This window comes from Pontibacter sp. CAU 1760 (genome assembly GCF_054482735.1).
In genome coordinates this window covers 246,196-269,718 of sequence record NZ_JBTLRL010000003.1, presented here as the reverse complement: position 1 = coordinate 269,718, position 23,523 = coordinate 246,196, and the positions used below count along the sequence as shown (strand labels likewise).

Genomic DNA, 23,523 nt, shown 5'->3' with positions numbered 1-23,523 from the left:
GCTCTCTTTTATTTCGATTGGTAATGTAGCAGTTTAGTGTGAAAATCACAATAAAAAGTTGGGGAGGGACAATATCCCTCCCCATGCTTGAGAAACTACTCACTTTCTAACATATTCTTAATTTAAAAACGAAAAAAGGCTTTCCGGTGTCACGGCTTGCTTGGCATCTGCCCCGAATGCTATCCTCCGATGCACCGAGAACTAGTGCCTGAACTTTCGCCCTGTCCTTAAAATCAGCCACTTATCAGGAAACAATTGCGCTGGTTACTGTTATGTTTCTTATCAATTAATTAAGATTTGTCTTAATTAATACGGTAACTCCAGCATGTTTTTCCAAAGACCTTTTTTCGCCTCACTCACATTTCTGATACCTACAAATACATGTAGCGGCTTGCAGTATGTGAGTGATTACAGACACAAGGTAATAAATAGATTTGTAATTCAATAACAATTTGTCGATAAATCGATAAATATTTAAAAACTATAGCAATGAAACAGCAATATTGCTCACTAATTAACAAAACAATAAAATATTAGCTAATTTTTGCATACGTTCAAAATCTATTTCGTGTTGATTAGACACTAAATTGTTATAACGATAGCACAAGCATCAGCAGGCAAGTCTTGCTCATCAGACCCGATGTAGTTCAAATGATCGTATGGGTTATCAGGAATTAGGCTGCCGGCTTTCCGCGTATTGCGAGGGGAGAATCTTGTATTCGTCTTTGAAATATTTGGTGAAGTACTTTCGGTTATTAAACCCAACCTTGTAGGCGACCTCTGCCACAGTGAGCTGGCTCTTCTCCAGAAACTGGGCCGCATGCTGCAGCCGGATCTTCCGGATAAACTCCACAGGCGACTGCCCCGTAATCGCCACCAGCTTCTTGTAGAGGTGCACCCTACTCACGCCCAGCTCACGGCTCAGCATTTCCACCGACATGTCGGTATTGGCCAGGTTATCCTCCACCACCTTAATCGCCTTCTGGATAAGCTTGTCGTCCAGCGACACGATCTTCTCTTCGCTTGTCTGCACGCTAATCTTCTTCTCAAACACTTTTTGCAGCTGCTCACGCTGTGTAATGAGGTTGCGGATGCGCGATAGCAGGATTTCGAAACTGAAAGGCTTGGTGATGTAATCATTCGCGCCGATGTTCAGGCCATCCAGCATCTTGTCTTCGGAGGCGTGGGCCGTTAGCAGTACAAATGCGATATGGGACGTGCGCGAATCAGCTTTCACCTTGCGGCAAAAGTCTATTCCGTTCACTTCCGGCATCATCAGGTCACTCACAATCAGGTCGGGCAGGTGTGCCAAGGCCTTCTGCCAGCCTTCTTTGCCGTCCCTGGCCTCGATAATCGTAAAGTGATCTTTCAGGTTTTCCCGCAGGTATAACCTGAAATCCTCGCTGTCTTCTACCAGCAACACCAACGGGGCATTGTCGTGGCCACTGCCCGACACCGGTTTTTCTATGCCCGCAGGCGCTACCTTGTCTGCAGAAAGCAACGAATCCACTTTATCTGCAGGGTTTGGCAGCATTTCCTTCACAGGGATGGTTACCGTAAAGCAGCTTCCCATGTTCGGCGCACTATCCAGGGTAATGATGCCGCCATGGATTTTCACAAACTCCTGGGTGATGGACAGGCCAATTCCGCTGCCCTGATTTACCATACTGCCTGGCACCACATCCCTGAAAAAGCGCTCAAACACCTTTTGATGGTTTTCCCTGGCAATGCCAATGCCGGTGTCTTTCACTTTCAGTTCCAGTATTTTGATGCCTTCCGAAGAAGAGTCGTTGTCGAAGCAGTTCAGGGAGACGTGGATGTTCCCGTAATCTGGCGTAAACTTAAAGGCATTAGACAACAGGTTGAACAGGATCTTCTCCAGCTTGTCCATATCAAACGACACCTGCAGCGCCTCTACATTCGATTTAAAGGTAAGGGTGATGTTCTTTTTCTCCGACAGCTCTGAGAAGGACTTCACGGTGCCTTCCACAAACTTCACCACATTGCCTTCAGAGGGGTATAAGCTTAGTTCCTCTACCTCTATTTTCCGGAAGTCGAGCAGTTGGTTCACGAGGTTGAGCAGGCGCTTGGCGTTGCGGTTGATCATCTCGAACTGTTGCAGTTGGTCTTTGTTTTCAGTTGTCTTCAGGAGTCGCTCCACAGGGGCCAGTATCAGTGAAAGCGGCGTCCGGAACTCATGGCTGACATTGGTCAGGAAGCGGATCTTCATAAGGTCCAGCTCGTGCATCTGGCTTGCCTCGCGGCGCTCTTGCTCCAGCACCAGCTTGGCCTTAGCCTGCTGCAGCATCACGCGGTGCACCAGCCAAAGCAGCAGCACAGCCAACAGCGCGTAAAGGATATAGGCCTGGGGAGTAAGCCAGATCGGGGCGAGCACCTCAATTGCCATCCGAATGCCTTCCTCATTCCAAACGCCGTCGTTATTGGCCGCCATCACCCGGAAGGTATACTTCCCGGGGTCAAGGTTGGTATAGGTTACCCGCCGGCTGCTGTTGGTTACCGTGTGCCACTCCTCGTCAAAACCCTCTAACCTGTAGCGGTACTCGGTCTTCTCGGGATGCATGAAGCTCAGGGCCGCGAACTCTATCGAGAAGATGTTCTCATCATGCTTCAAGGTAACTTGGTCAGTTGTCCCGATGGACTGTTGTAGGATTACCCGCCCCTTCACGGGGTTGCCGGGCACCAGGCTTTTGTTGAACAGCTGAAAGTCGGTGAACACCAACCGGGGGGCCGTACTATTGGTGCCAATATTTGCCGGAGAAAACAGGTTGACGCCATTAGGGCCGCCAAACACAACCTCACCCGCGCGCGTAACCAAAGCGGCGTTCTCGTTAAAGGCCTTGCTTTGCAGCCCATCCAGTTCATCGTAGTTCCGAAAGCTAACCTTCAAGCCATTCTTATCGTCGAGGAGCATGCAAGACAAGCCGCTCGGCGTAGAGAGCCACAGGTTATTGGCCGCATCTTCTACAATCGTTACCACCACATCGGCGGGCAGGCCATCGGCACTGGTGAAATGGCGGAAGGTGTTGGTTTCCTCCTCGTACAGGTCCAGCCCCTCTGTAGTCCCGATCCAAAGGCGGTTCTTGCTGTCCCGGTAAATATCGGTGATGTTGTTGCTGACAAGGCTGCGTGGGTCCTGGGGGTTATGGGCAAAGTAAACGCTCTTCCCGGTTTCACGGTTGATCACGTCGATGCCATACCCGCCCCCTACCCAGAGGTTGCCTTTCGCGTCTTCCTCCAGCGAGGAAATGTAATCACAATGAATGGGCAGCTCGCCCTCACCAAAACGCGATTGCTGGAAATTGCCTGTTTCCCGGTCAAAAAGTGCTAGGCCGCCGTGGAGCGTGCCTAACCACAAATTCCCTTTGCGGTCCTCGTACAGTTCCCATACGCTGTTGTCGGCCAGGGTGTGGGGGTTGCCTCTTTGGTTTTTGTAATGGGTAAAGGTGCTACCATCAAACTTATCCAGCCCCCCGAGGTATGTGCCGATCCACAGCACCCCGCGGCTGTCAAGCAGCAGGCTCACAACAATGTCTGAAGTCAGGCTGTTGGGGTTGCGGACATCATGGCGGTAGGTGGTAAATGAGCCGGCGCCCCTGTCCCAGTAAATCAGGCCGCCGCCGTTCGTGCCAATCCAGAGGTTGCCTTTGCGGTCTTCGGCAAAGGCGTTCACATCATCAAAAGGCAGCGCCTGCGAGTTGACGTTCTGCCGCTCCAGGTGCGGAAACCGGATATTGTCGGGGTGATAATAGTTGATGCCTTTCTTGAAGGTGCCTACCCAAATAATGCCGTCAACGTCTTTGTACAGCGTGTTGATGCTATTGTGGGCCAGGCTTTGCCCCATTTTCTCGTTATGCCGGATATACCGCACTGAAAAGTCTCGCTTGTCGATCACGTTGATGCCGCCATGGTCGGTGCCTACCCATACCTGGCCTTTGCTGGCTTCCACCACGCTGCGCACCACGTTGTTGTTAAGTGGCACCTGCCCGGAAGCCTTGTTAAACTGCGAAAGCGTTTTCTGCTGCTGGTCATAAAAGAACACGCCGCGCTCCTGTTCCTGCACGTGTACCCATACATCGTCATCACTGTCCACGGTCATGCCGAATTGCTGCTGCGCCTGCTTCAGGGTGTGGAAAATGCCCTCGTGCCGCTCTGTTATCTGCAGGGTTTTGTGGTCGAGCCGCTCCAGCAAGCCGTTCCGGTGGACCACCCAAAGGTCGCCCCGGCTATTTGCCCGGATTGTTGCGATGGAATTGGTGCTCAGTGTATGGGGTTTGTTCACGGCATGGGCAAGGTGTATGGACTTGCCGCTGGCAGGGGTATACCGCGTCAGCCCTTTGCCAGCGCTCACAAACCAGTAGTTGCCATCGGGGTCTTTCACGATGTCATCTACTGCCGCCTGTGGTAATTTGTATTGCCGGGCCAGTTTAGAGGGGTACCTGATGAACTTTTCCGTTTTTGGGTCATACACGCACATGCCTGCGCTGGTTTGCACCCAAACCTTCCCATCCGGCCCTTCCATCAGCTTCCGGACATCGTTGTTCAGCAGCGAGGTGGTGTCGTTGGAGTTATACTTAAACACCTTGAACTTGTAACCATCGTAACGGTTTAGGCCAGAGGCGGTGCCAATCCATAGGTATCCCCGACTGTCTTTCAGAAAGCTTTTGACCTGGTTGTTAGACAGGCCATTGTTAATATCGAGGTGCGAGAACCGGTGCTGCAACGGCGAGGCCGCTAGCACGCAACCAGAAACGAGTGTATATAGCAGCAGGAGGCCAAAATACCTTAGAAGATGCATTGTTACCGGAAAGGATTAGATTATTGCTCTTCTAAACTAAGCAATAATCAGCAAAATAATTCCATTTGCATGCAAATATTAACTGCACCTCAGCCACCCTACCGGCCCCGGCATACCACAAAAAAGCCCGTGGCAACACACCACAGGCCTTAAAAGCAATCCAATGGGGATTACTTTATTGCAAAATGCCGAAAGGTTAAAAGTATACCTGGTATTGCAGCCAGGCAGAACTCGCGTGGTCGGTTTTTACCACTGCGCCACTCGCCTGTTGCGTAAATACCGGCCTTAACTGGTAGTTTACCGACACCTTCGACTGATGTTTGTTGATGAGCCAGTTAACGCCCATATCATACACTTCCATCGCGTCTTCGAGCCGATCATAGGCGGAACGGCGGTATGAGGCATAGGGCAGCAGCGTACCCTGGTCGCCGAGCAAATCCTGTGGTAGCCGAAGACCCGCTTGGGTATACAGCGTCTCACCGGTACCAAACATCGGGTAAGCATTGCCCGCGCCGTTAAAGGCAGCAGGGTCGCTGTTGCCGTTGGCTGGGTTCATAAGGCCGTTGTTACGGATGTAGTTGGTGCCGTAGTCGGTATTGAAATAGCCCGCGTAGGCCGACACTGCGTATTTATTCTCCTGCACCGGCATATCAGCAAACGCCGCTATGGACCATAGCGTCATATGCTCGAAGTTTGGTTCTGTGCCATTGCCGGTGTGCCAGGTTGCGTCTTTTTGGTAGATGATGCCGCCTTCCAGGTTCAGCACCTTCTTATCACCCAGGTAGGTGCCGGCCATATAAGGGGTGGTATGCGCCTCTTTATCCAGGAAGTTATACATGAAAAAGCCCTGATACTGCTTTGTATGGCCAAAAGGGGTAAAAGTGGCGTTCGGCCCCAAGGCCGGAGGCGCCTGCCCGTTGGTTTGAATCGGGAACGGATCAGAAAGGGCAATGCGGTAATCGAGTTTGCCAACCTGCCCACGGGCATACACACTCAGCTTCCGGGCGAATTCATCGGTTTGGTCCACGGTGGCTTGCGCGAATACGGGTACGTCCGTTGTCATGATGGTGCCGATGCTGGGCTGTGAAAAGCGGCTGAGGCCACCTGTGATGGTCAGGCCGCCGCCAAGTTTTAGCATATCGCTGCCCTTAAACACATTATACTCCCCCAGCACATCATGAAAAAAGGCCTGCAGCTTTCGGTTGCCTGCATTCTACGCCAAATAGTTGAAGTTGTTCATACCGAACTGGGTATAGAAGAACACACGGTCCGAGAGTTGCCCGTAGAGTTGCATACGGGTACGGCGAAGTCCGATGTCCAGGGTGTTGTCGGTGGGGTCGCTGTTCACGGTCGTGCCGGGGTTGCTTTCATTCCAGCGTAGCCATACCTGGTTCAGGAAAGTGGCTTTCACGTATTTTGAGCCGTCCTCTGTCAGGTTATACCGCAACTCTGATTTCGGCTTGGCCGCCGGGGCTTGCGATACAGCGGGGATTTGGGCTGATGCTGAATTGGCCAACCCGAGGGAGACCGCCAAAAAAGGCAGGAGTATTTTTTTCATTTTGCAGTAGACGTGGGTTAATCTGCTACAAAAGAACAAAAAAGCAGGGCCGGACCAAAACCCGACGACAGGTTCCCCTGAATAATCGTGCCTACCACTCTCAGGCTAGGAAATTAACTTACAGGCAATGAAAGGATGGTGACGCCGCCGAAGAAATTGAGAAAAGGATTTCAGGCAGTTGGATCAAATGTCACACTGAAAGTAATCTTCGCTATACCCTGGGGCTGCCTTGTCCCCAACGCGCACGATTCTGTCTAACCGGATTACCTCCCCTGTTGCCAGACGGAGGTACTCTGCGCCATCCTGCTCGAAAAGCGCTTTGGGGATAGCCGTGGTGGTGATAAACTCCCGGATATCAGAGAAGTACTGAATGCGTGTAAAGGGCTTTTTTGCCACTATTTCTTCTAACAGCTCCCTAAAACTGTCTTTTACTTTTTTGTAGTCCTGGCTCATGCGGTGAGGATGGTATGCTGGCTAAACGACAAAAGGCTGCAATGGGTTGAGGCAAGGTTTATGAGGCCCACTTCTTCAGGATGGTTACCAGATCGCGATTGGTGAAGGGCTTGCACAGGTGGTCATCCATGCCTGCCTTCAGACTCTTGGCGATGTCAACCTGGTAGGCATTGGCCGAGAAAGCAATGATTGGCTTTTGCATGTTGGCTCTCCGCAGGCGGCTAGCGGCTTCCAGGCCGTCCATACCGGGCATCTGGATGTCCATAAAAATAAGGTCATAGGAATGCTCCAACGCCAATTGCACAGCTTCTTCCCCGCCATTGGCCGTGGTGACCACAGCGCCCAGGTTCTCCAGCACCAGTTGCATCAGCATCACATTCACGGAGTTATCATCTACCACCAGGATGCGGGTGTTCTGTGCCAGAGTGAAGTTAGGGTCTAGCTCATCTTCATCCACTTCTACTTCCCCGCTTTTCACGTACGGCAACCGGAGACTGAACCAGAAGACCGCCCCATCCTCCTGCCCGGGTACCGGGCTCACGATGCCCATGTTCCCGTCCATCAGGTTGACCAGCTTTTTGCAGATCGCCAAGCCCAGACCAAAGCCCCCGTATTTGCGCGACGTGGATTGGTCGGATTGGGTGAAGGAGTCAAAAATGATCGCCTGCTTCTCTGTCGGGATACCGATGCCCGTGTCGGTGACGGTAAATTTAAGCAGCACCGATTCGCTCTCTTCCTCTATTTTCAGCGGGCTGCAATACATGCTAATGCTTCCCCTGTCCGTGAACTTGATGGCGTTGCTGATCAGGTTAATCAGGATTTGGTTGATGCGCGTTGGGTCGCCCACTACCACGCGGGGCACCTCTGGGGCAAACTCATAACTAAACGAGATGTCCTTGCCCTCGGCCATGTGCTTGTAGGGGTTCAGGTGTGACGCCATCACTTCCCGCAGGTCAAAGGGTATAGACTCGGTCGCCAGCTTGTCCTGCTCAATGCGGTGCAGGTCCAGGATGTCGTTGAGCAGTTTGGAGAGGTTCGTGCCGGAGGTTTTAATCAGGCTGACATAATGCGCCTGGGTGGTGGTAAGAGGGCTGTCCTTCAGCAGGTTCGTAAAGCCCATGATCCCGTTCAGCGGCGTCCGGATCTCGTGGCTCATGCTGGAGAGGAAGCTGCTTTTGGCCTCATTGGCTGCCTCAGCCTTCTCCTTCGCCTCTTTCAATTCCTCGGCCTTGTTGATGAGGTCGGTGATGTCTTTGGCGACAATCAGGATGCCGTCTGGTTCTTGCTTGCTGTTTCTGAGGTATGAAATGGAGCATGACGCCGGTATCAGCCGTACTTCAGTGGAGCTGAGCAGCAACTCTACATTCAGGACTTTCCCGGTTCGCTGAAACTGATCCAGGACCTCGGGTAGCAAAGGGTTGACGCTCGAGGCGAAAACGTCATCAAGGGGCTTGCCAATCAACTCAGCCTCCTTATACCCCGTGATCTCCTCAAACGCCTCGTTCACATTGCGGATAGTGAAGTCAGTGTTCAGCACCAGCAGCATGTCCACCACGCCCTGGTATATGCTTTGCATAAAGTCCCGGGAGACGGTCGAACTTTTCAGCTCCTGCCCCAGCATGTTGATGCCGGCAATCACTGCGTCCAACTCGTCGCCGGTTTCGGATACTTCAAGCTGGTAATCGAAGTTGCCATTGGCCACTTCTGTGATCAATTCGATGATTTCCTCTATCCTTTGCCTGAGAATCTTCACTTATCTCTCGTTTATTCTGTTTCTATAGCGATGGTCGTCTCCAGCATCTCAAGCGTATAATTGTCTTTTGCCTGGAAATAAGCCACTTTAGGGTATGGTCTGGCCCCCACGCGTTTTTTCTCCAGGGTTGCCGAGATGCCAAAGTTAGCTTTATTATAGCCAAGTTCATTGGCCCGTTTCGCAATTTGATACAAAGCCTGCCGATAAGCCCCAAATTCATGGGTATAATCGTAGTCCAGCCCTGTCAGCATAAAGCTGTATACTTTGGCAGCGTTCTTATGGCAGAAGCAAACCGCAACCGGCAACTCGCCGCCGCCCTGCGCCTGCTTTAGTTTTAAGGTAATGAATTCCCAGTTCGGGTCAGTGTTCATTTGCCGGAAAACCTCGTCGGGGAACAGGAAAATATTGATGCCAAAATTCTTTGCCTTTACGTTGCCAAAAAGTTTGATGGCATGCGCCATTTCAGCCTCCGGCAGCTGGTCACGCACTTCCACGTCGAAATTGTTTTCATAACGCCGCACATAGCGGTTAAAGTTTCGGCGGCTTTCCTTGGTCAGGGTGCCCAGGTACTCTTCCTCATTTTTCCAGCCTAATTGTGGCATAACACAGGATTCCGGCATATCGGCTTTCATATACCCTTGCTCCACCATAAAATCGTTTAGCTCCAGGTCTCCGGCGTCAAAGTCGCGCAGCATCACGCTGGCAGCACCGGTTTTCTCTTGCTCTGCTGCTAATTCGCCCAACAGCAGCTTAAAAGCATTCTTCCACTGCTGGTGGCGCCTGTTCAGGTACATGTGGTTGCCCTCGGTAAACAAGCTGCCCATAATGATGCCCTCGGAGGTGAGGTAGTACGGGTCTTTCTCCCGCTCCTTCTCTACCACCTTGGATACCGACACCCGCGAAAAGATATCCTCCTTATGGAGCGCCGTCACACAGAAAGTCAGCAGCACCACTTCGCCCTGCTCATCCTGCACCTGGTAGTACTTAAAATCCCAATCGTGCTCAGGCGCTCCATGTCCCCGAAACGCTTTTTCCAGAAAACACAGGCCATTCCAGTCGAACATGCCCCTGTAACCGAGGAGGTCATTCCAAAACGTTGGTGTAAAGGCCCGGATAGAATCAAAGGTGCTCAGTTGCAGCGTTTCCTTTTTTAAGCCGGTTGCCTCAGCCACGGCAGCCTGCAAATCAAGGGCAGGCATCTTGAAGGCTTTCCGAATCTTTTCATGCGTCTGATTAGTCGCCTCCAGTGCTTTCCGGAAATTGAGCACCAGCAGATTCACCAGCTTCTCAATATCCTCCTGCGTGTTTTTTAACGATATGGTAATGCGTATACCGATGTTTTTGGCAGGCACTGCCGGGAAGGTCGCCAGGTTGACGTATATGCCATCCTTCAGGAGGGCCTGCACCAGGTAATTCCCCATGTCCATGGTGCCTGTGCCGATAAAGAAGATCGGGCTTTCGCTCTCATGCACCAAAGGCAGGCCTGTTTGTTTAAGCAGCGCATTGAAATAAGCGATCTTCTGCTGCAATGCCTCCTGGAGGGTATAAATCTCCTCGCTCAGGTGAATCTTTGCAGAGGCAATGGCTGCCCCCAATGTGGCAGGCTCAATCTGCACCGAAAAAGTCAGCGGACCGCCAAAGTTGTTTACTTTATGATACCATTCCTCCTCCGGAAAAATAGAAAGCCCGCCACAAGCGCCAAAGGCCTTGCCCAGGTTAGCTGTCAGCACCATCTTGCGGTAGAGCGTATTCTCCATCTGGCTCATCACATACCCTGTTCCGTTTTGACCGGCCCAGCTCATGCCGTGCGCATCATCCACATAGAGATATAACTGGTCGTATTTCTCGGCAAGCGCAATCATGTTCTTGATCGGGGCGAAGTCGCCATACATCGAGTATACCCCATCGGCCATGTACCAGATGCGCTCATACTTGCTGCGTTGTTTTTTGATGCGGTCCTCGAGCATTTCCAGGTTATTGTGCCGGATCATCTCCACAGCCACGCCCTGGCTCAGCAGCTTCTTTACCGCCTCCTGCACACTGGCGTGCACCTGGTGGTCCAGAATCACCAGGTCCGTTTGCCGGATTAGGCTCGGGATGGTGGTTAAGTGCGCCAGGGTGCAATTCTTAGAGATCACGGCAGGCGCTCTGTATAGCTGCTGCACCAGCTGCTCTAACTCGGCATACAGGGGGTTCGACACGTACGTGCGCGACATCGGGAACTGTGTGCCATAGCGCACAATGGCATCAATGGCGCCCTGCTTCACGACCGGGTGATGCTCCAGCCCTAAATAGCCGCAGGTTCCAAAATGCAGCACCCGCTCGCCCTTCAGGGTAAGCTCACGTCCGTTAAGTTCCTCATCCTGCGCATGTAAATGGATTATCCCGTTTTTTTTGGAAACTGATAATACGGAGTCTACCGTATCAAGAATATTATTATGCCTAATTTTAGCCATTTATTTAGTATAATTGCTGCTGAAGTTGATGTGTAAGCACGCACTCTCAGAAATGTTAAGATTCCGTTTGAATGGCGAATTCTAAAAATACAGGCGAAAGTAAGTCTAAAAGCACAGACTATGTTACTATGAAGGTGAAAGACGGCATCTTTTTTTTATGCTATAAGCCACTACACCATCTTGATATAACTATAGCCAGAGAAGTTGTAAAAGAACGTATTGAATTTAAGAACGGGACTGCTTACCCAAGCCTTTTTGATGTCCGGAATGTCAGAGACATTTCTAAAGAGGCACGTGATTTTATGGCCGAAGATGGCAATGATCTGGTGAAAGCGAGCGCTATCGTGTTAGACTCCCCCATGCTCCGCATGATGGCTAATTTTTTCATTAGGGTCAGCAAGCCCAAGAACCCTACCCGTATGTTTACGGATGAGGCAAGTGCTGTAGAATGGCTGCAACAGTTCAAAACAGCCTAGTCTCAAAAAAGTACTAAACGCCTTGCTAATAGAAACCATTACGCGCTTATACATGGTATCCTGGATTCTGATACATTAAGAATGGAGGAATGCACATGGCGAGGCAATAATTCTTATCTCCTATGTTTTCTATAGAACATAACCTTCGTGATCAGTCCCTATCTGCTTAAATCTCAAATTCCAATATTTTCTGGTATAGTGGCTCAACCATAATCAACTGATTTTAACCTAGTATAGCTAGAGAGGCATTCCAAACAAATGCTGCTGCAACGCTTGCCTTCTTTTCCGACTAGCTATTACACCAACTTCAGAAAGAACCACGCGTATATAACTATATCGACAATATTTTATGACATTGTAAGATACACGTCAGCCGGAGTAAAAGCATATTTCCACCCAGAGCTACTCCACAGCCTCCCCTCTGCAGCTCCTAGAAGCTGATAAGCCACCTGAAGCTTGATCTACATATTCATCACAAATACCTTGAGTTAAACGTTTATCTGCGCTACCTTTTATTGCCAGACATAGTTAGATGACACTCATTTTAGTGGAAACTGATTCAGTGTCCCTATTTTATTCGGCTGCTGCATGTTGCTAATAAGCTGTCTGGCTTAGTTCAGCCGGTTTAACCACCCCTACGATGGCTACTGTTAAGTAGCATAGCTAATTTTTCGCTCTTGACCAATCAACTGTTGAAATCAGTTCTGCTGATTTGTTCCTACAGGGGTAATAGCTTTTATCGCTTGCGCCATTCATGTCAGTTTCACTATAAAAGCTGGGTTCTGTGAAAAAATTATTTCCCCCTCTCAAACGCATGTACAGTTATCAAATTCTTTTCAGAAACATCCTTTAGGTGGCGAATACTGCCTGTCAGCGGGGGATGCTGCATGATTTCCCCAGATGCCAGACAGCTCACTTTATTTCGCCGCTGCAAACAGGTCAATATTGTTTTAATCATTAAAACTTAAAAAAATGGAACGTTTAAACAAGAATGCGCTTAACGACAGTTATTTGCCTACAGCAAGAAGGCTGTTTGTTAGTTTTCTCATTGCTTTTGCCTTCTGCTTTACAGGTTGTGAAAAAGATGCGATTGAACTTAATGAGAAAATGATAGATCCGATAAGTTCCAGTCAGGATGCCAAAATCGGTACTTATGAAGCGGAGCAGGCAGTCTTAAGCGGCGCAGTAGTGGCTACCAACCGCCCCGGCTATACCGGAAGCGGATTTGCCGACTATATAAATGCAACGGGAGACTATGTCGAATGGACAGTCAACGCTGCGGATGCCGGCTCATTTTCGCTGAAGTTCAGATATGCCAATGGGGAAACCAGCAATCGCCCCTTGAAGTTGCAGGTAAACGGCACTACCGTTGCGGCCAGCCTTGCTTTTTCACCAACAGGCGGTTGGTCCAACTGGTCTGTTTCCTCGGCGGATGCTAACTTAATTGCGGGGGCAAACAGAATACGGTTAACCGCTATTGGTTCCAGTGGGCCAAATATTGATCATCTTGCAATTGAGACTTCTATAGCTCAGTCAGGAACTACAGAAGCGGAGCAGGCAGTCTTAAGCGGCGCAGTAGTGGCCAACAACCGCCCCGGCTATACCGGAAGCGGATTTGCCGACTATATAAATGCAACGGGAGACTATGTCGAATGGACAGTCAACGCTGCGGATGCCGGCTCATTTTCGCTGAAGTTCAGATATGCCAATGGGGAAACCAGCAATCGCCCCTTGAAGTTGCAGGTAAACGGCACTACCGTTGCGGCCAGCCTTGCTTTTTCACCAACAGGCGATTGGTCCAACTGGTCTGTTTCCTCGGCAAATGCTAACTTAATTGCGGGGGTAAACAGAATACGGTTAACCGCTATTGGTTCCAGTGGGCCAAATATTGATAACCTTACTTATAGCAGCGGCGATATCAAACACATTCTATTCATGGTCGATAATGGCTTCAGTAAGCTCGTCTACCTCAACCAAAAAGACCCTTCGAAGAGCTGGACAGTGCCGATTCCCATTGGGTCGCGCGACCTGCAGTTGGTCGCCAATAACAAGGTACTGGTGAGCCACGGCAACGGTGCTGCTGAATACGATCGCACCACAGGCGCCAAGGGCTGGTCGATCAGCACCTACTCGGGCGTATCCACTGCCCAGCGCCTGGCCAATGGCAATACCCTGCTTGGTTGGTCGACAGCGGCTTCCGGGACCACGCCCGCCAAAGTGATGTTTTCGGAAGTAAACAGCGCAGGCACGGAAGTTTCGAGGGTGACGGTCAACAATATCACCACCTTACGCCTGGCCCGTCGGCTGGCGAACGGCAACACGCTATTCACCGGCGACATCAACAACGACTTAATGTTTAAGGTGTTCGAGGTCAATCCGACCGGAGACATCGTCTGGTGGCAGTTGCTGTTTGGCAGCAGGGGCTACGTTGCCAACCGCCTTGCCAACGGCGACACGCGGGCCACGATGGGTCCTATCGGCAGCCTGCACGAGCCGGGCAGGGATGACAACAAGGTGGTACAGTTCGGCCCAACCGGCGACATCGTCAAATTCTGGGGCGGCATGGCCACTCACCCGAATGCGAGGCTGAGAAAATTCTCGGGCTTCAGTGTTGTTCCCGGCAACGGCAATATCCTCGTTGCCAACTGGCTGGGCGATGGCAACATCGGCACGGGTCCGCACGCGGTGGAATTCGACGCAGAGAACGACCTGGTATGGAGTTGGGAGGACCACTCGGCCGCTCAGACCGTTACCAACGTTTTGGTAGTCGAGTAGTCACGCACCCGACTCACGAATATACAGGGCAAGATGGTTGGACTCTGGGGTGCACTGAGGGCTATGGTTGGGCTATCCGTGCGCCCCAGGGGCCACCTAATTCTTGCGTGTCACTCAATAGCTGAGCCGTTAAGGTCAGATGGCAGCGGCTTTGGCAGTTACGTCCGGGCTTAAGGTTTCTCTGACAACTACTCTTATGTTAAATAGAGGGGGTTTCTAAGGGTGCGATTCCGGAGAAATAAGGGGGCGTGCTGTGTTCTCACCAAGACTGCTGCCCTGGTGAGTTATTCTAACAGGTATATGGTTTATGCAGAAGGATAGTCACTACTCACACTTGTAGGAACGGGTGGTAACCAATGAGTCTGCTGCGTGATTGTAAACGGCCTCACCAATATAAGCAACAGACGTGCTGGTGGTCCTAGTTGGCATTCCTGCCTCGTTCAATTTATAGGTGAAGTCAACAATATCTTTGGAATCCTCATTATTAGGATGTGTTATGGTATACCTCTTCACCAGGTTCTTGGATGGTGTCCCACGGTCCCAAGTGATTGAGAAGAGATTATCGAATTCTAAAGGGAAAGCAGGCTTGTCCAGGTCATATTCATAGACGTAATGGTTAACAGAGTTACCGCTTGTAATTACCATTTTAGTTAGGTTTCCGTTTGTGTACTCGTAGGTTTTGACCCTGCTTCCTTCTCCTCTCCCATTCCTCACTACTGTCCTTGTGGTCTTCGTTATGTTCCCCTGTGGATCATACTCATACTCAAGCTGGATAACCTGGGTAACCATGCCTCCATTTTCAGATGTTGTCCCTCTTATCACATCTCCCTTGGAATTATATTCCACGTCCATCTCCCATGTAACGTTAGCTCCGTTGAAGGTTTGGACTTTGCTGATCTTGCCGTCAGAGTTCCGCTCATACCTATCAACAAGCCCAGCTCCATGCCTGTTCGTGTAGGTAACGGACGCAATGCGCCCTTCCGCGTCATACTCCACAGTAGCTGTTCGGTCATTAAGACCGCTAAGTGAGCTCATGGTTTCTTCGAGCACCATGCAGGTGGCTTCCGTTTCAATAGGGTTAGGGATTGGGGTACCGTCCTCATCATTGCAGGACACAAAGAAAAAGAACAGCGCGACAGGCAACAGGTATAGTTTTTTCATAAGTGGGGCTTTTGCGAGACAGTATGGTTTGGAGGCTATATACTGAATAAAAGCAAGAAAGGATATAAAAAATAATATTTAATATATAGGAGCCGATTTAATGAATATCGGGGAAGAAAGGATGATGCGGTCCGCCTATAACATGCCGCAACCTGTTCCACATTGTAACACCTTTACTGCAACTCCCGCCTGGCTTGCACCCTCTCTATTGGTTCTAATAATACTGCAACGATTCGGATTCTGCCTAAGCACAAAACCCCTCCGGAAATTCTATTGCCAGCGCCTCTGGCCTGAGGTGAGTATTCGCAACTCATCCTTACAAAAGGAAAGAAAGTATCAGCCAAGTAGGGTATCTAGATATGCACTACTTCCCCATTTCACACCAAAGCCGGTACTGCTCTAGCGTAAGGCTGTCGCGCATGTAATCGCTCATGAACAGGGTGTCCGCCCAGTCCTTCTCCTCTGCCAGCGCCTGATACCCTATGATGGCATCTTCTATCTTTCCGGCGTCGGCGTTCGCCTCCTCCTGCAGCTCGGAAACGCGCCACAATGACACACAGGCGAACACAGCATAGAACACCGTCCTGAAGGCGTTCTGCCGGACTGTTTGCTGGCGGGGCGTGAGCTGGTTGTAGGACATCATGGCTTTAGATTAATAAGTTGTATGTGTAAAAAAATCACGTAGAAGCCATCAAAGAGCCTATCGGACTGGGCTACGGCCCAGGTAAGTAGTCCTCCAGGTGTGGTACAGAAGGCGAATGCTTGACCGTTGAGGCACTCCAGGCACAGCTGCGCTATACTTGTCCCTTAACAGTAGTTATGATAAGTACAGTGATTAAGCATACCTGTTGCTGAGCCGCCAAGGCCCAGAAATGATTTACTATTACACAACTTATGAGCCAAGGCTAAATTAGCAGTCAAATATTAGTATGGTAAAAATCAGAAGTGGCAGTTGAATCCTCAAAGAGATTGCTCGATAGTTGAGCACCTTGGCCTACACGAAAGGCCTCCTATCAACGATAAAGGTTTTATCTATTTATAGTACTCCCAGGCCTTCAGTACCCGCTCTGCCGTCTTCACCGGGTCGAGGTGGGCGTATATTGCCGTGTTGCTCGTCGCCGCGTGACCTAAGAGCAGTTGTGCCAGTTCATAGCCCGCAGCCTCCCTTATCCTGGTGGCAGCCGTGTGGCGCGCGCTATGGCTGGAGATCACCTTGTGCAGGGGTTTCATTTCCTCCGTCACATGCCCGTTCTTGATCGTCTCCACTGCCACCATGCGCTTAAGCCCTGCTGCCGCCGCCGCTTTCTTCAGCCGCTTGTTATACTCTGTCAGGTTGGGTGTACCGGTGCGGGCAGCACGTGGGACCGGTACCATCTTGTACTGATGGAAAAGCTTTGCACCTAAGGGAGGCAAAGGCACCAGTACCGGCTGCCCCGTTTTCCCCTGCCGCTTCCTGAAGCACTGCACTGTCCCATAGGAAGGGGTGTTCAGCTCAATCAGGTGGTTCTCCGTGAGGGTGGAGAGATCCCCCCATCGGAGGGCCAGCTGGCAGTCAATCACAAAGGCATGAGCTGCCTCCTGCAGCTGCATGTCTTCATATGTGTGATTGGCCAGTTTCAGCACCTCGGGCCATGACAAATCCGGCTTCAACTTTTGGCTGTTGAAGGTATTGCGCAGCCAGTGGTGCTCGTGCGGTAGCCCCGTCTCCTTCAGGGCCACTTTCCAGGACTGCAAATGCTTTCCTACAGTAGAGTCCTGTACCCCGGCATCCTCATACAGGTACTTCAAATACTCATGCCATACCTTCTCTGTCAGGTCCCTTGGGTGCAGGCCGGGACGAAAGTTTTCCAGGTGCCCGGCCACCTGCTTAAACTTTCTGGCGTAAGAGTCTGTCACCTTCTTACCCCCTACCTGTTACCGCTCCTTGTACTTCTCTGCAAAGGCTAGCAGGATCTCGGGAGCAGTCTGTGCCTGCCCCTCCAGCTTCTGCTTCCGCAGGGGCCTGAGTATTCTGCGCAGGTCATCGCCGTAGGGTACCTGCTCCCGGTCCAGCATCTCCCGGAACTCGCTCTGCACCCGCAGCTTCAGGCGCTCAAGGCGTGCGTTGATCTCCTTATGGTAGTCATGAGAGCCGCGCACCGCCATGCGGTTGGGGTTCCAGTCTTGGGCCCTTAATGTCTCGCCAGTGGCCTGCCGGAGCCTTGCCACGCCGTCACAGTGCACATCCATGTAGAGGGAGTGCGTGCTTTTTTACTTACTTTCGTATGCAGGTAGAGTCGGATAGAAATCATAGAAAAGTAGTGTGCCGTTTTTAATCCGTAGAGTGTGCCGCGAGAACGTATAAAACGGCATCAAATTCTCTTATTTGGTATAGGCTAATTGTACGGAAAAGGGCGAAAACAGTAAAGCCAGACAACATTTTGTTGTCTGGCTTTACAAAGGATGTGGGCCCACCTGGAATCGAACCAGGCACCTACTGATTATGAGTCAGTTGCTCTAACCGAATGAGCTATAGGCCCGTTCCCATAAAAAAGCCCTCTGTGAAGGGCTTTCTTTGATTTGGGAGTGCAATTTTACATATTTGCATTCAATATTTCAAACAGAAACCAAAAATTTTTCAGTGGAACTCACGCAAATCAAGAATATAATTTTTGACCTCGGCGGTGTGATCATCAACATCGACTATTACAAGAGCATTGCCGAATTACAGAAACTGTGCAGGAACAACTGCGATATCGCTTACAGTCAGCGCGAACAGTCGAAACTGTTTGATATGTTTGAGACGGGGGCCAGCTCACCGGAGCAGTTTCGCCAGGAGTTGCGTGAGGCCTACGCCATCTCGGCTCCCGACGAGGAAATTGACGCGGCCTGGAACGCCATGCTCCTCGACATTCCGCAGGAGCGCATCGACCTGCTGCTGGAGTTGGGCAAAAAATACCGCTTGTTTCTGCTAAGTAACACCAACGCCATCCACCTGATCCGGTTTAACGAGATCGTGTCGCATAGTTTCACCATCCCAAGCCTCGATTCGCTGTTCGAGCAAAGCTATTACTCGCACCTGATCGGGAAGCGCAAGCCCGACGCCCTGGTTTTTGAGGAGATCATCGTCCAGAACAAACTACAGAAGAGCGAAACGCTTTTTATCGACGACAGCATACAGCACATCGAGAGCGCCAGCAAGATAGGGCTGCAAACCCTGCACCTACAGCCACCGCTTACGATCAACGAATTTTTCAAGGATGCCCTTCACTAAGCAGCAACGCACGTATGGCTTGCACCTGCTGCTCTTCTGCATTACCCTCACCACCACCACCATCGCAGGTTCGGAATGGCGGTATGGGAAGCTCTTCTTTTTCGGGCCACAGGGCTTCAACTGGACGGGCACCCTCACATGGGCGGAGTTTGCAGGCGGCCTGTACTTTTCACTCCCTTTTTTAGGCGTACTCACGGTGCATGAATTCGGGCATTACTTTACGGCCCGCTACTACCGCACCCGCGTTACGCTGCCGTATTATATCCCGCTGTGGTTCGGCATCTCCTTTTCGCTGGGCACCATGGGGGCATTTATCCGTATCAAAGAGCGCATCTTCTCGCGTCGCCAGTTCTTCGACATAGGGGTGGCAGGACCGTTGGCTGGTTTTGTAGTGGCCATCCCGCTGCTCTTTTACGCTTTTACACACCTGCCGCCTCCTACGTACATTTTTGAGGTGCATCCCGAGTATGAGCGGTTTGGCCTAGACTACGCCCGCTACGTGTATGAAGATGGCCTGGGCAGTTTCTCGCTAGGCCGGAACCTCCTGTTTATGGGCTTCGAGCATTTTGTGGCTGACCCGGCTTTGCTACCAAACCAATACGAGGTCATCCATTACCCCCTTGTGTTTGCGGGTTACCTGGCGCTGTTTTTCACTGCCCTTAACTTGCTGCCTATTGGCCAATTGGATGGTGGGCATGTGCTGTATGGACTGATTGGCGACAGGCGCTTCAACCAGTTGTCACCGATTTTCTTTGCCCTGTTCATCACCTATGCCGGACTGGGTATCATCTCGCCTAACACAGAGCCCTTGTGGTCGGAGGAACTGCTAGTGGTCTTCGCCCCCTTTAGCTACTGGGCTTTCAGCAAGATCCTGGACGATAAACGGCTTGGCTTGATCGCGGCTGGGGCTTTGCTACTAGTGCTCTACAGCCTTTCGGGCTTTCTGCCGGCCCTGGAGGGGTATATCTGGATTTGGGCTTTTTATATTTTATACCTGGTGTTTGTGCTGCAGCCGGCGACGCCTAACCTTCGGTATACCTTCTATCTCACAGGCTTGGTGTTGTTCGTGCAGGTGCTGGTTTCGTTTGTTTTCCCGAAGGCAGACGGGTATAGCGGCTGGTTGGTTTTTGGGTTGCTCCTGTCGCAGGTGATGGGCATCTTCCATCCCTCCTGCCCCGATGAGCGTCCGCTGACACCCTTCCGCAAGGCTTTGGGCATCCTGGCTTTTATTATTTTCATACTTTGCTTCAGCCCGTCCCCTTTCATAATTGATTAAGGTGAGGCGCTGGCATATCAGCACCGACCTGCAGGATTGGTAAAGGGCCAGGATAACTTGTATATGCTGGCCCTATACTTTTATCAAGCCAGCGCTAAACTGCCTGTACCCTGCGCCCGAATTACCATAAGGGCCTCCTCCGTAAAAGCAGATTCATGTTGCTCATGGCATACCCAGGACGCACCCTAAACATTGTGTGAGACATGGTTTTCTATTTTATACTGTAAGAAAGCCTTATGTAACATATGAATCGTGCTGCAAGAAGTTGCCCGATTCAACAAGGTTCCGGCGTGTTTAGGCAGGCCAGGAAGTCCACTACGGCCAACTTGAAGGCTAGGCTGTGGTCCTTTTGACTTTTCCTTAAAAGGCCCTTCTTGCTACTCCGTCCATACAAGCCAGCTTTTATGTAAACCTGTGGCAGGACGGTACAACAAGCAAAAACAAAAAAGAGCCGCTCCATACGGGGCGGCTCTTTTCAATCTCAACAACTTAGCAGGATTAATTTATTTCGTCAGGATCATACGGTTAGAGTATACTTTGTCGCCGGCTTGCACACGGTAGATATAAGTACCACCTGGCAGCGCATTTCCGTCAAAGTCCACAGAATAGTTGCCGGATTTCAGTGTTTTGGCTACCAAGGTTTTCACCTTCTTACCCAACACGTCATACACCTCTACCTGCACCGGGCCATCCTGCGCTACTACGTAGGTGATGGTGGTTCTGCCAGAGAAAGGGTTCGGGTAGCTATAGGCATACTCCTTGGCGGCGGCTAAGCCGCTCGCATCCGTGGCAGAAGAACTGCTGGATGCAGCCATAGGCTGTGTCGCCGCGTTCCACTGTGCGTGGGTGCGGGTGATGATCACAGCGAAGTCGGCTCTGGTCAGGTTCTGACCTGGCTTGAACGAGGCATGTAGCACAGGCTGCAAGTCGTACGGCCCCTGCGTCAGGGTAAAGAAAGCGTTGATCAGGTTCAGCTCAAGCGCCACGCTCACGTAGCCCTCTAAGCCAGCCGGAATAGAAGCGGCATCTTCGATCGGGTAGGTTTTGCCATCCACCGTTACGGTAGGGGTTTTACCGTTGCGCTCCACCGCGAAGGGCTGTAAGCCTAGTGCCTGTACCAGCGAGTACGCAATGTCAGCACGGGTCACTTTGCCGCTTGGCGAGAATTTACCTGGCGCCAATGGCTTCATGATGCCCTCGTAAGCCAATGCCTGGTCACGCAGTGCGCCACCCTTGGCTACAATCGACTCCACCAGCAGGTTATCGCCGTTTACATCAGTCATGGTAAAGGAACCGTTAATAGGCAGGAACTGGCGTACGCCTTCGCCCATCATCAGGTAATCGGCCAGTTCGATGCGCTTCAGCAATTCATCCGGCTTATACCCTCCTCCTTTCAGGCCATCCGCTAAACGGCTACTCACGGCCATTTTAATGGCTGCTTCTGCCGGGTGTCCGGTGATGTCGTTCAGCCCGGAAGTACCGGCAGCTGTCATCATATTGATCACACCTTTGATAGACTCAGGGAATCCGACGCCGTTCAATCCGGAAACTTCAACTGTCCAGGTTCCTGCTTCGGGAGAGGAAACGGCCACACCGCGGTCATAGCTCAGCGCGAAAAGCACCGGGATACCAGCACTTGTCTTCACACCGCTAGGAGAGATCAGAGATAAACGTACCGGGTTGCCAGTCTCACCTTCTATACCTGTTGTTCTGATCTTAGCCTCCAGGCCGGTAGTGCCAGGCGCTACGTTAAACGTTGTGCGGTTGGTAGCAGCAGTGGCAGGGTTGTAGTTGATCGTGAAGTTCTCGGTTACCGAGTTAGCGTTCACGTTGCTGTTGAAGGTTCTGTTCATGTTCAGCGTGGAGCCATAAGGCGCAGTTGCCCGGAAAGCCTGGTCAACGGCAGCATAGGCGTTCACGTAACCAGCGCCTACTTCCCACGAAGCCCTGTTCGGGATGTTGGTGGCAGTTTGCTGCAGGATGCTTTTCACTTGGAATACGGTCAGCTTAGGGTTGGCCTCCAGCATGAGGGCAACGATACCTGCCACATGCGGAGCCGCCATAGACGTACCGCTCATGTGCGTATAGTATGGCACATGCGCCGGAGCAAGCTCTGTGGCATCCTTATCGGCCGATAAAGAGGATACCGGTGCCAGCACACGCGCTGAGATAATATCCACACCCGGAGACGTCACGGTCGGGCGATCCTCCCAGTTATAGGTATAGCCATTCAAGGTAAAAGAGCCTCCTTTGTTTTGGACGCCTCTGGAAGAGAAGCTAGCCAAACGGCCGGATTTGTCACCAGCGGCAACAGCAATTACCCAAGGGGCTTTTTTATATTGGCCCGTTATGGTGCCTGAGCCAGGGCCTGAGTTACCGGCAGAGAAAACCACGACAATGTTTCTGTCTACGCAACGCTTGGTAGCCAGGGTAATCGGGTCATTCGGGTTCACATCCGTGCCTGTGTCGCTGGTGGTACCGAATGAGTTCGTGATCACGCGGATATTATAAGTTGCCTGGTTGATGATGGCATAGTCGAAACCGGAAAGCACATCCAGCAATAGCAAAGCTGCGCCAGAGCCATACCCTACCAGCCCGGCACCCGGGGCAACCCCGGCGTACTTACCAGAAGACGCCTGGCCTGTGGCACCCACAATTCCGGCAACGTGTGTGCCGTGTCCGCCTGTGGCGTCGGTGTTAGGAATATTCTCGACAGGTGTATAGGGCAGGATACCCGATACGGAATTCAGGTTAGTGGCAGCCGTCACGTTCTGCTTCAGGTTTTTACCTAAAGTCAGGTCTGGGTGCGTGCCGTCTACACCACTGTCGTTCACCAAAACACCAATGCCTTTCCCGGAAACCGGCAAACCGCCGTTCTTTACCGTGAAAGCCATCTCGTTGCGTACTTTGTTCACACCTGTGATAGACGTAGCCGCATTATTTTCCAGCTTCAGCGATTCGTTCAGGTACAGTGAAAGCACATTTGGGTTTTGTGCCAGCGCATTCACCTGAGCGGCCGTGGCCACGACACCTGCCATCGGAAGTGCGCGCAGGGTAAGACCTTTCGTGATGCCTGCCTGCGAGAGGGCTGCGATATCCAGCGCAGTTGGGGCGCCCTGGCCCGCAAACGTAACCACTACCTGCACAGGGGTTGCCTGTTCAGCGAGTGCGGCCTTTAGCTTAGGATCCACAAAGGCTTGTGAGAAGACTTGCCCAATAGCTAACAGGCTAAGGACAAGAGCACTTATCATTTTTCTCATAAGAAGTAAGTAGTAAAAGTTTGACATGTAATTAGTTTAGGTACCGGTGACGAATAACTACGGAAGTCATTACAGCACCGGATTGTACATGATCAAATGTATCTTTTATCAACTCCTTAAAAAACAACTCATTACCCCCTCAGGTAACATTACTTATTTTTATATGAGTTTATATTTTACTAGCATTATAAAAACACTATAATAAACCTCTATTGCTTTTTAACTAAATATAGCAAAAGTATATACTTACAACTGTTAGGCGTTTTAAGCCCAAATGAACATAAAC

Annotated in this window: 14 protein-coding genes, 1 tRNA gene and 1 pseudogene; 4 read left to right on the top strand and 12 right to left on the bottom strand. The window is 51.1% G+C overall.

Translation table 11 applies throughout. The features are described from left to right. Positions 1 to 667: 667 nt before the first annotated feature. The 6 genes from ACXYMU_RS05895 to ACXYMU_RS05870 form a co-directional block, all read right to left on the bottom strand. Positions 668 to 4,816, bottom strand: coding sequence for a hybrid sensor histidine kinase/response regulator transcription factor (locus tag ACXYMU_RS05895; RefSeq protein ID WP_458985433.1), 4,149 nt, complete (start codon positions 4,814 to 4,816; stop codon positions 668 to 670). 196 nt (positions 4,817 to 5,012) lie between these two features. Next, positions 5,013 to 5,954, bottom strand: coding sequence for a hypothetical protein (locus ACXYMU_RS05890; RefSeq protein ID WP_458985432.1), 942 nt, complete (start codon positions 5,952 to 5,954; stop codon positions 5,013 to 5,015). Between the two features lie 75 nt (positions 5,955 to 6,029). After that, entirely contained in the window at positions 6,030 to 6,374 is a 345-nt protein-coding gene (locus ACXYMU_RS05885; protein ID WP_458985431.1) for a hypothetical protein, read from the bottom strand. 183 nt (positions 6,375 to 6,557) lie between these two features. Continuing rightward, positions 6,558 to 6,827 (bottom strand): hypothetical protein, encoded by a 270-nt coding sequence (locus ACXYMU_RS05880; RefSeq protein ID WP_458985430.1) that lies wholly within the window; start codon positions 6,825 to 6,827, stop codon positions 6,558 to 6,560. A 58-nt stretch (positions 6,828 to 6,885) separates the two neighbouring features. After that, entirely contained in the window at positions 6,886 to 8,580 is a 1,695-nt protein-coding gene (locus tag ACXYMU_RS05875; protein ID WP_458985429.1) for a PAS domain-containing hybrid sensor histidine kinase/response regulator, read from the bottom strand. 11 nt (positions 8,581 to 8,591) lie between these two features. Next, positions 8,592 to 11,036: a GNAT family N-acetyltransferase gene (locus tag ACXYMU_RS05870; protein ID WP_458985428.1), complete on the bottom strand. Its 2,445-nt coding sequence runs from the start codon at positions 11,034 to 11,036 to the stop codon at positions 8,592 to 8,594. 128 nt (positions 11,037 to 11,164) lie between these two features. Here ACXYMU_RS05870 and ACXYMU_RS05865 point away from each other — a divergent pair, with 128 nt between their 5' ends. Next, on the top strand, positions 11,165 to 11,512 hold the full coding sequence (locus tag ACXYMU_RS05865; protein WP_458985427.1) for a DUF7793 family protein: 348 nt from the start codon (positions 11,165 to 11,167) through the stop codon (positions 11,510 to 11,512). 1,107 nt (positions 11,513 to 12,619) lie between these two features. Further along, positions 12,620 to 14,287: a carbohydrate-binding protein gene (locus ACXYMU_RS05860; RefSeq protein WP_458985426.1), complete on the top strand. Its 1,668-nt coding sequence runs from the start codon at positions 12,620 to 12,622 to the stop codon at positions 14,285 to 14,287. A gap of 324 nt (positions 14,288 to 14,611) precedes the next feature. On the opposite strand, the gene ACXYMU_RS05855 is transcribed toward ACXYMU_RS05860, so the two are convergent. From ACXYMU_RS05855 to ACXYMU_RS05835, 5 genes and pseudogenes are all read right to left on the bottom strand, one after another. Continuing rightward, on the bottom strand, positions 14,612 to 15,448 hold the full coding sequence (locus ACXYMU_RS05855; protein WP_458985425.1) for a hypothetical protein: 837 nt from the start codon (positions 15,446 to 15,448) through the stop codon (positions 14,612 to 14,614). A 364-nt stretch (positions 15,449 to 15,812) separates the two neighbouring features. Then, positions 15,813 to 16,091 (bottom strand): hypothetical protein, encoded by a 279-nt coding sequence (locus ACXYMU_RS05850; RefSeq protein ID WP_458985424.1) that lies wholly within the window; start codon positions 16,089 to 16,091, stop codon positions 15,813 to 15,815. A gap of 389 nt (positions 16,092 to 16,480) precedes the next feature. Continuing rightward, positions 16,481 to 17,344 carry a tyrosine-type recombinase/integrase gene (locus ACXYMU_RS05845; RefSeq protein WP_458985423.1) on the bottom strand — a complete coding sequence of 288 codons (864 nt, stop codon included), beginning with the start codon at positions 17,342 to 17,344 and terminating at the stop codon, positions 16,481 to 16,483. Between the two features lie 18 nt (positions 17,345 to 17,362). After that, a pseudogene (locus ACXYMU_RS05840) lies at positions 17,363 to 17,680 on the bottom strand (hypothetical protein); the annotation flags it as partial. 213 nt (positions 17,681 to 17,893) lie between these two features. After that, positions 17,894 to 17,967 (bottom strand) — tRNA-Ile (locus ACXYMU_RS05835). 101 nt (positions 17,968 to 18,068) lie between these two features. On the opposite strand from ACXYMU_RS05835, the gene ACXYMU_RS05830 reads away from it, so the two are divergent. Both ACXYMU_RS05830 and ACXYMU_RS05825 read left to right on the top strand, forming a co-directional pair. Then, the gene (locus ACXYMU_RS05830; RefSeq protein ID WP_458985422.1) at positions 18,069 to 18,701 is read left to right on the top strand and encodes an HAD family hydrolase; all 633 of its coding nucleotides are present in this window, start codon (positions 18,069 to 18,071) and stop codon (positions 18,699 to 18,701) included. Beyond that, positions 18,688 to 19,977: a site-2 protease family protein gene (locus tag ACXYMU_RS05825; RefSeq protein WP_458985421.1), complete on the top strand. Its 1,290-nt coding sequence runs from the start codon at positions 18,688 to 18,690 to the stop codon at positions 19,975 to 19,977. Before ACXYMU_RS05830 ends, ACXYMU_RS05825 begins: the two co-directional genes overlap by 14 nt. A gap of 503 nt (positions 19,978 to 20,480) precedes the next feature. Here ACXYMU_RS05825 and ACXYMU_RS05820 read toward each other — a convergent pair. Then, positions 20,481 to 23,237 (bottom strand): S8 family peptidase, encoded by a 2,757-nt coding sequence (locus tag ACXYMU_RS05820; protein ID WP_458985420.1) that lies wholly within the window; start codon positions 23,235 to 23,237, stop codon positions 20,481 to 20,483. Positions 23,238 to 23,523: the final 286 nt, after the last annotated feature.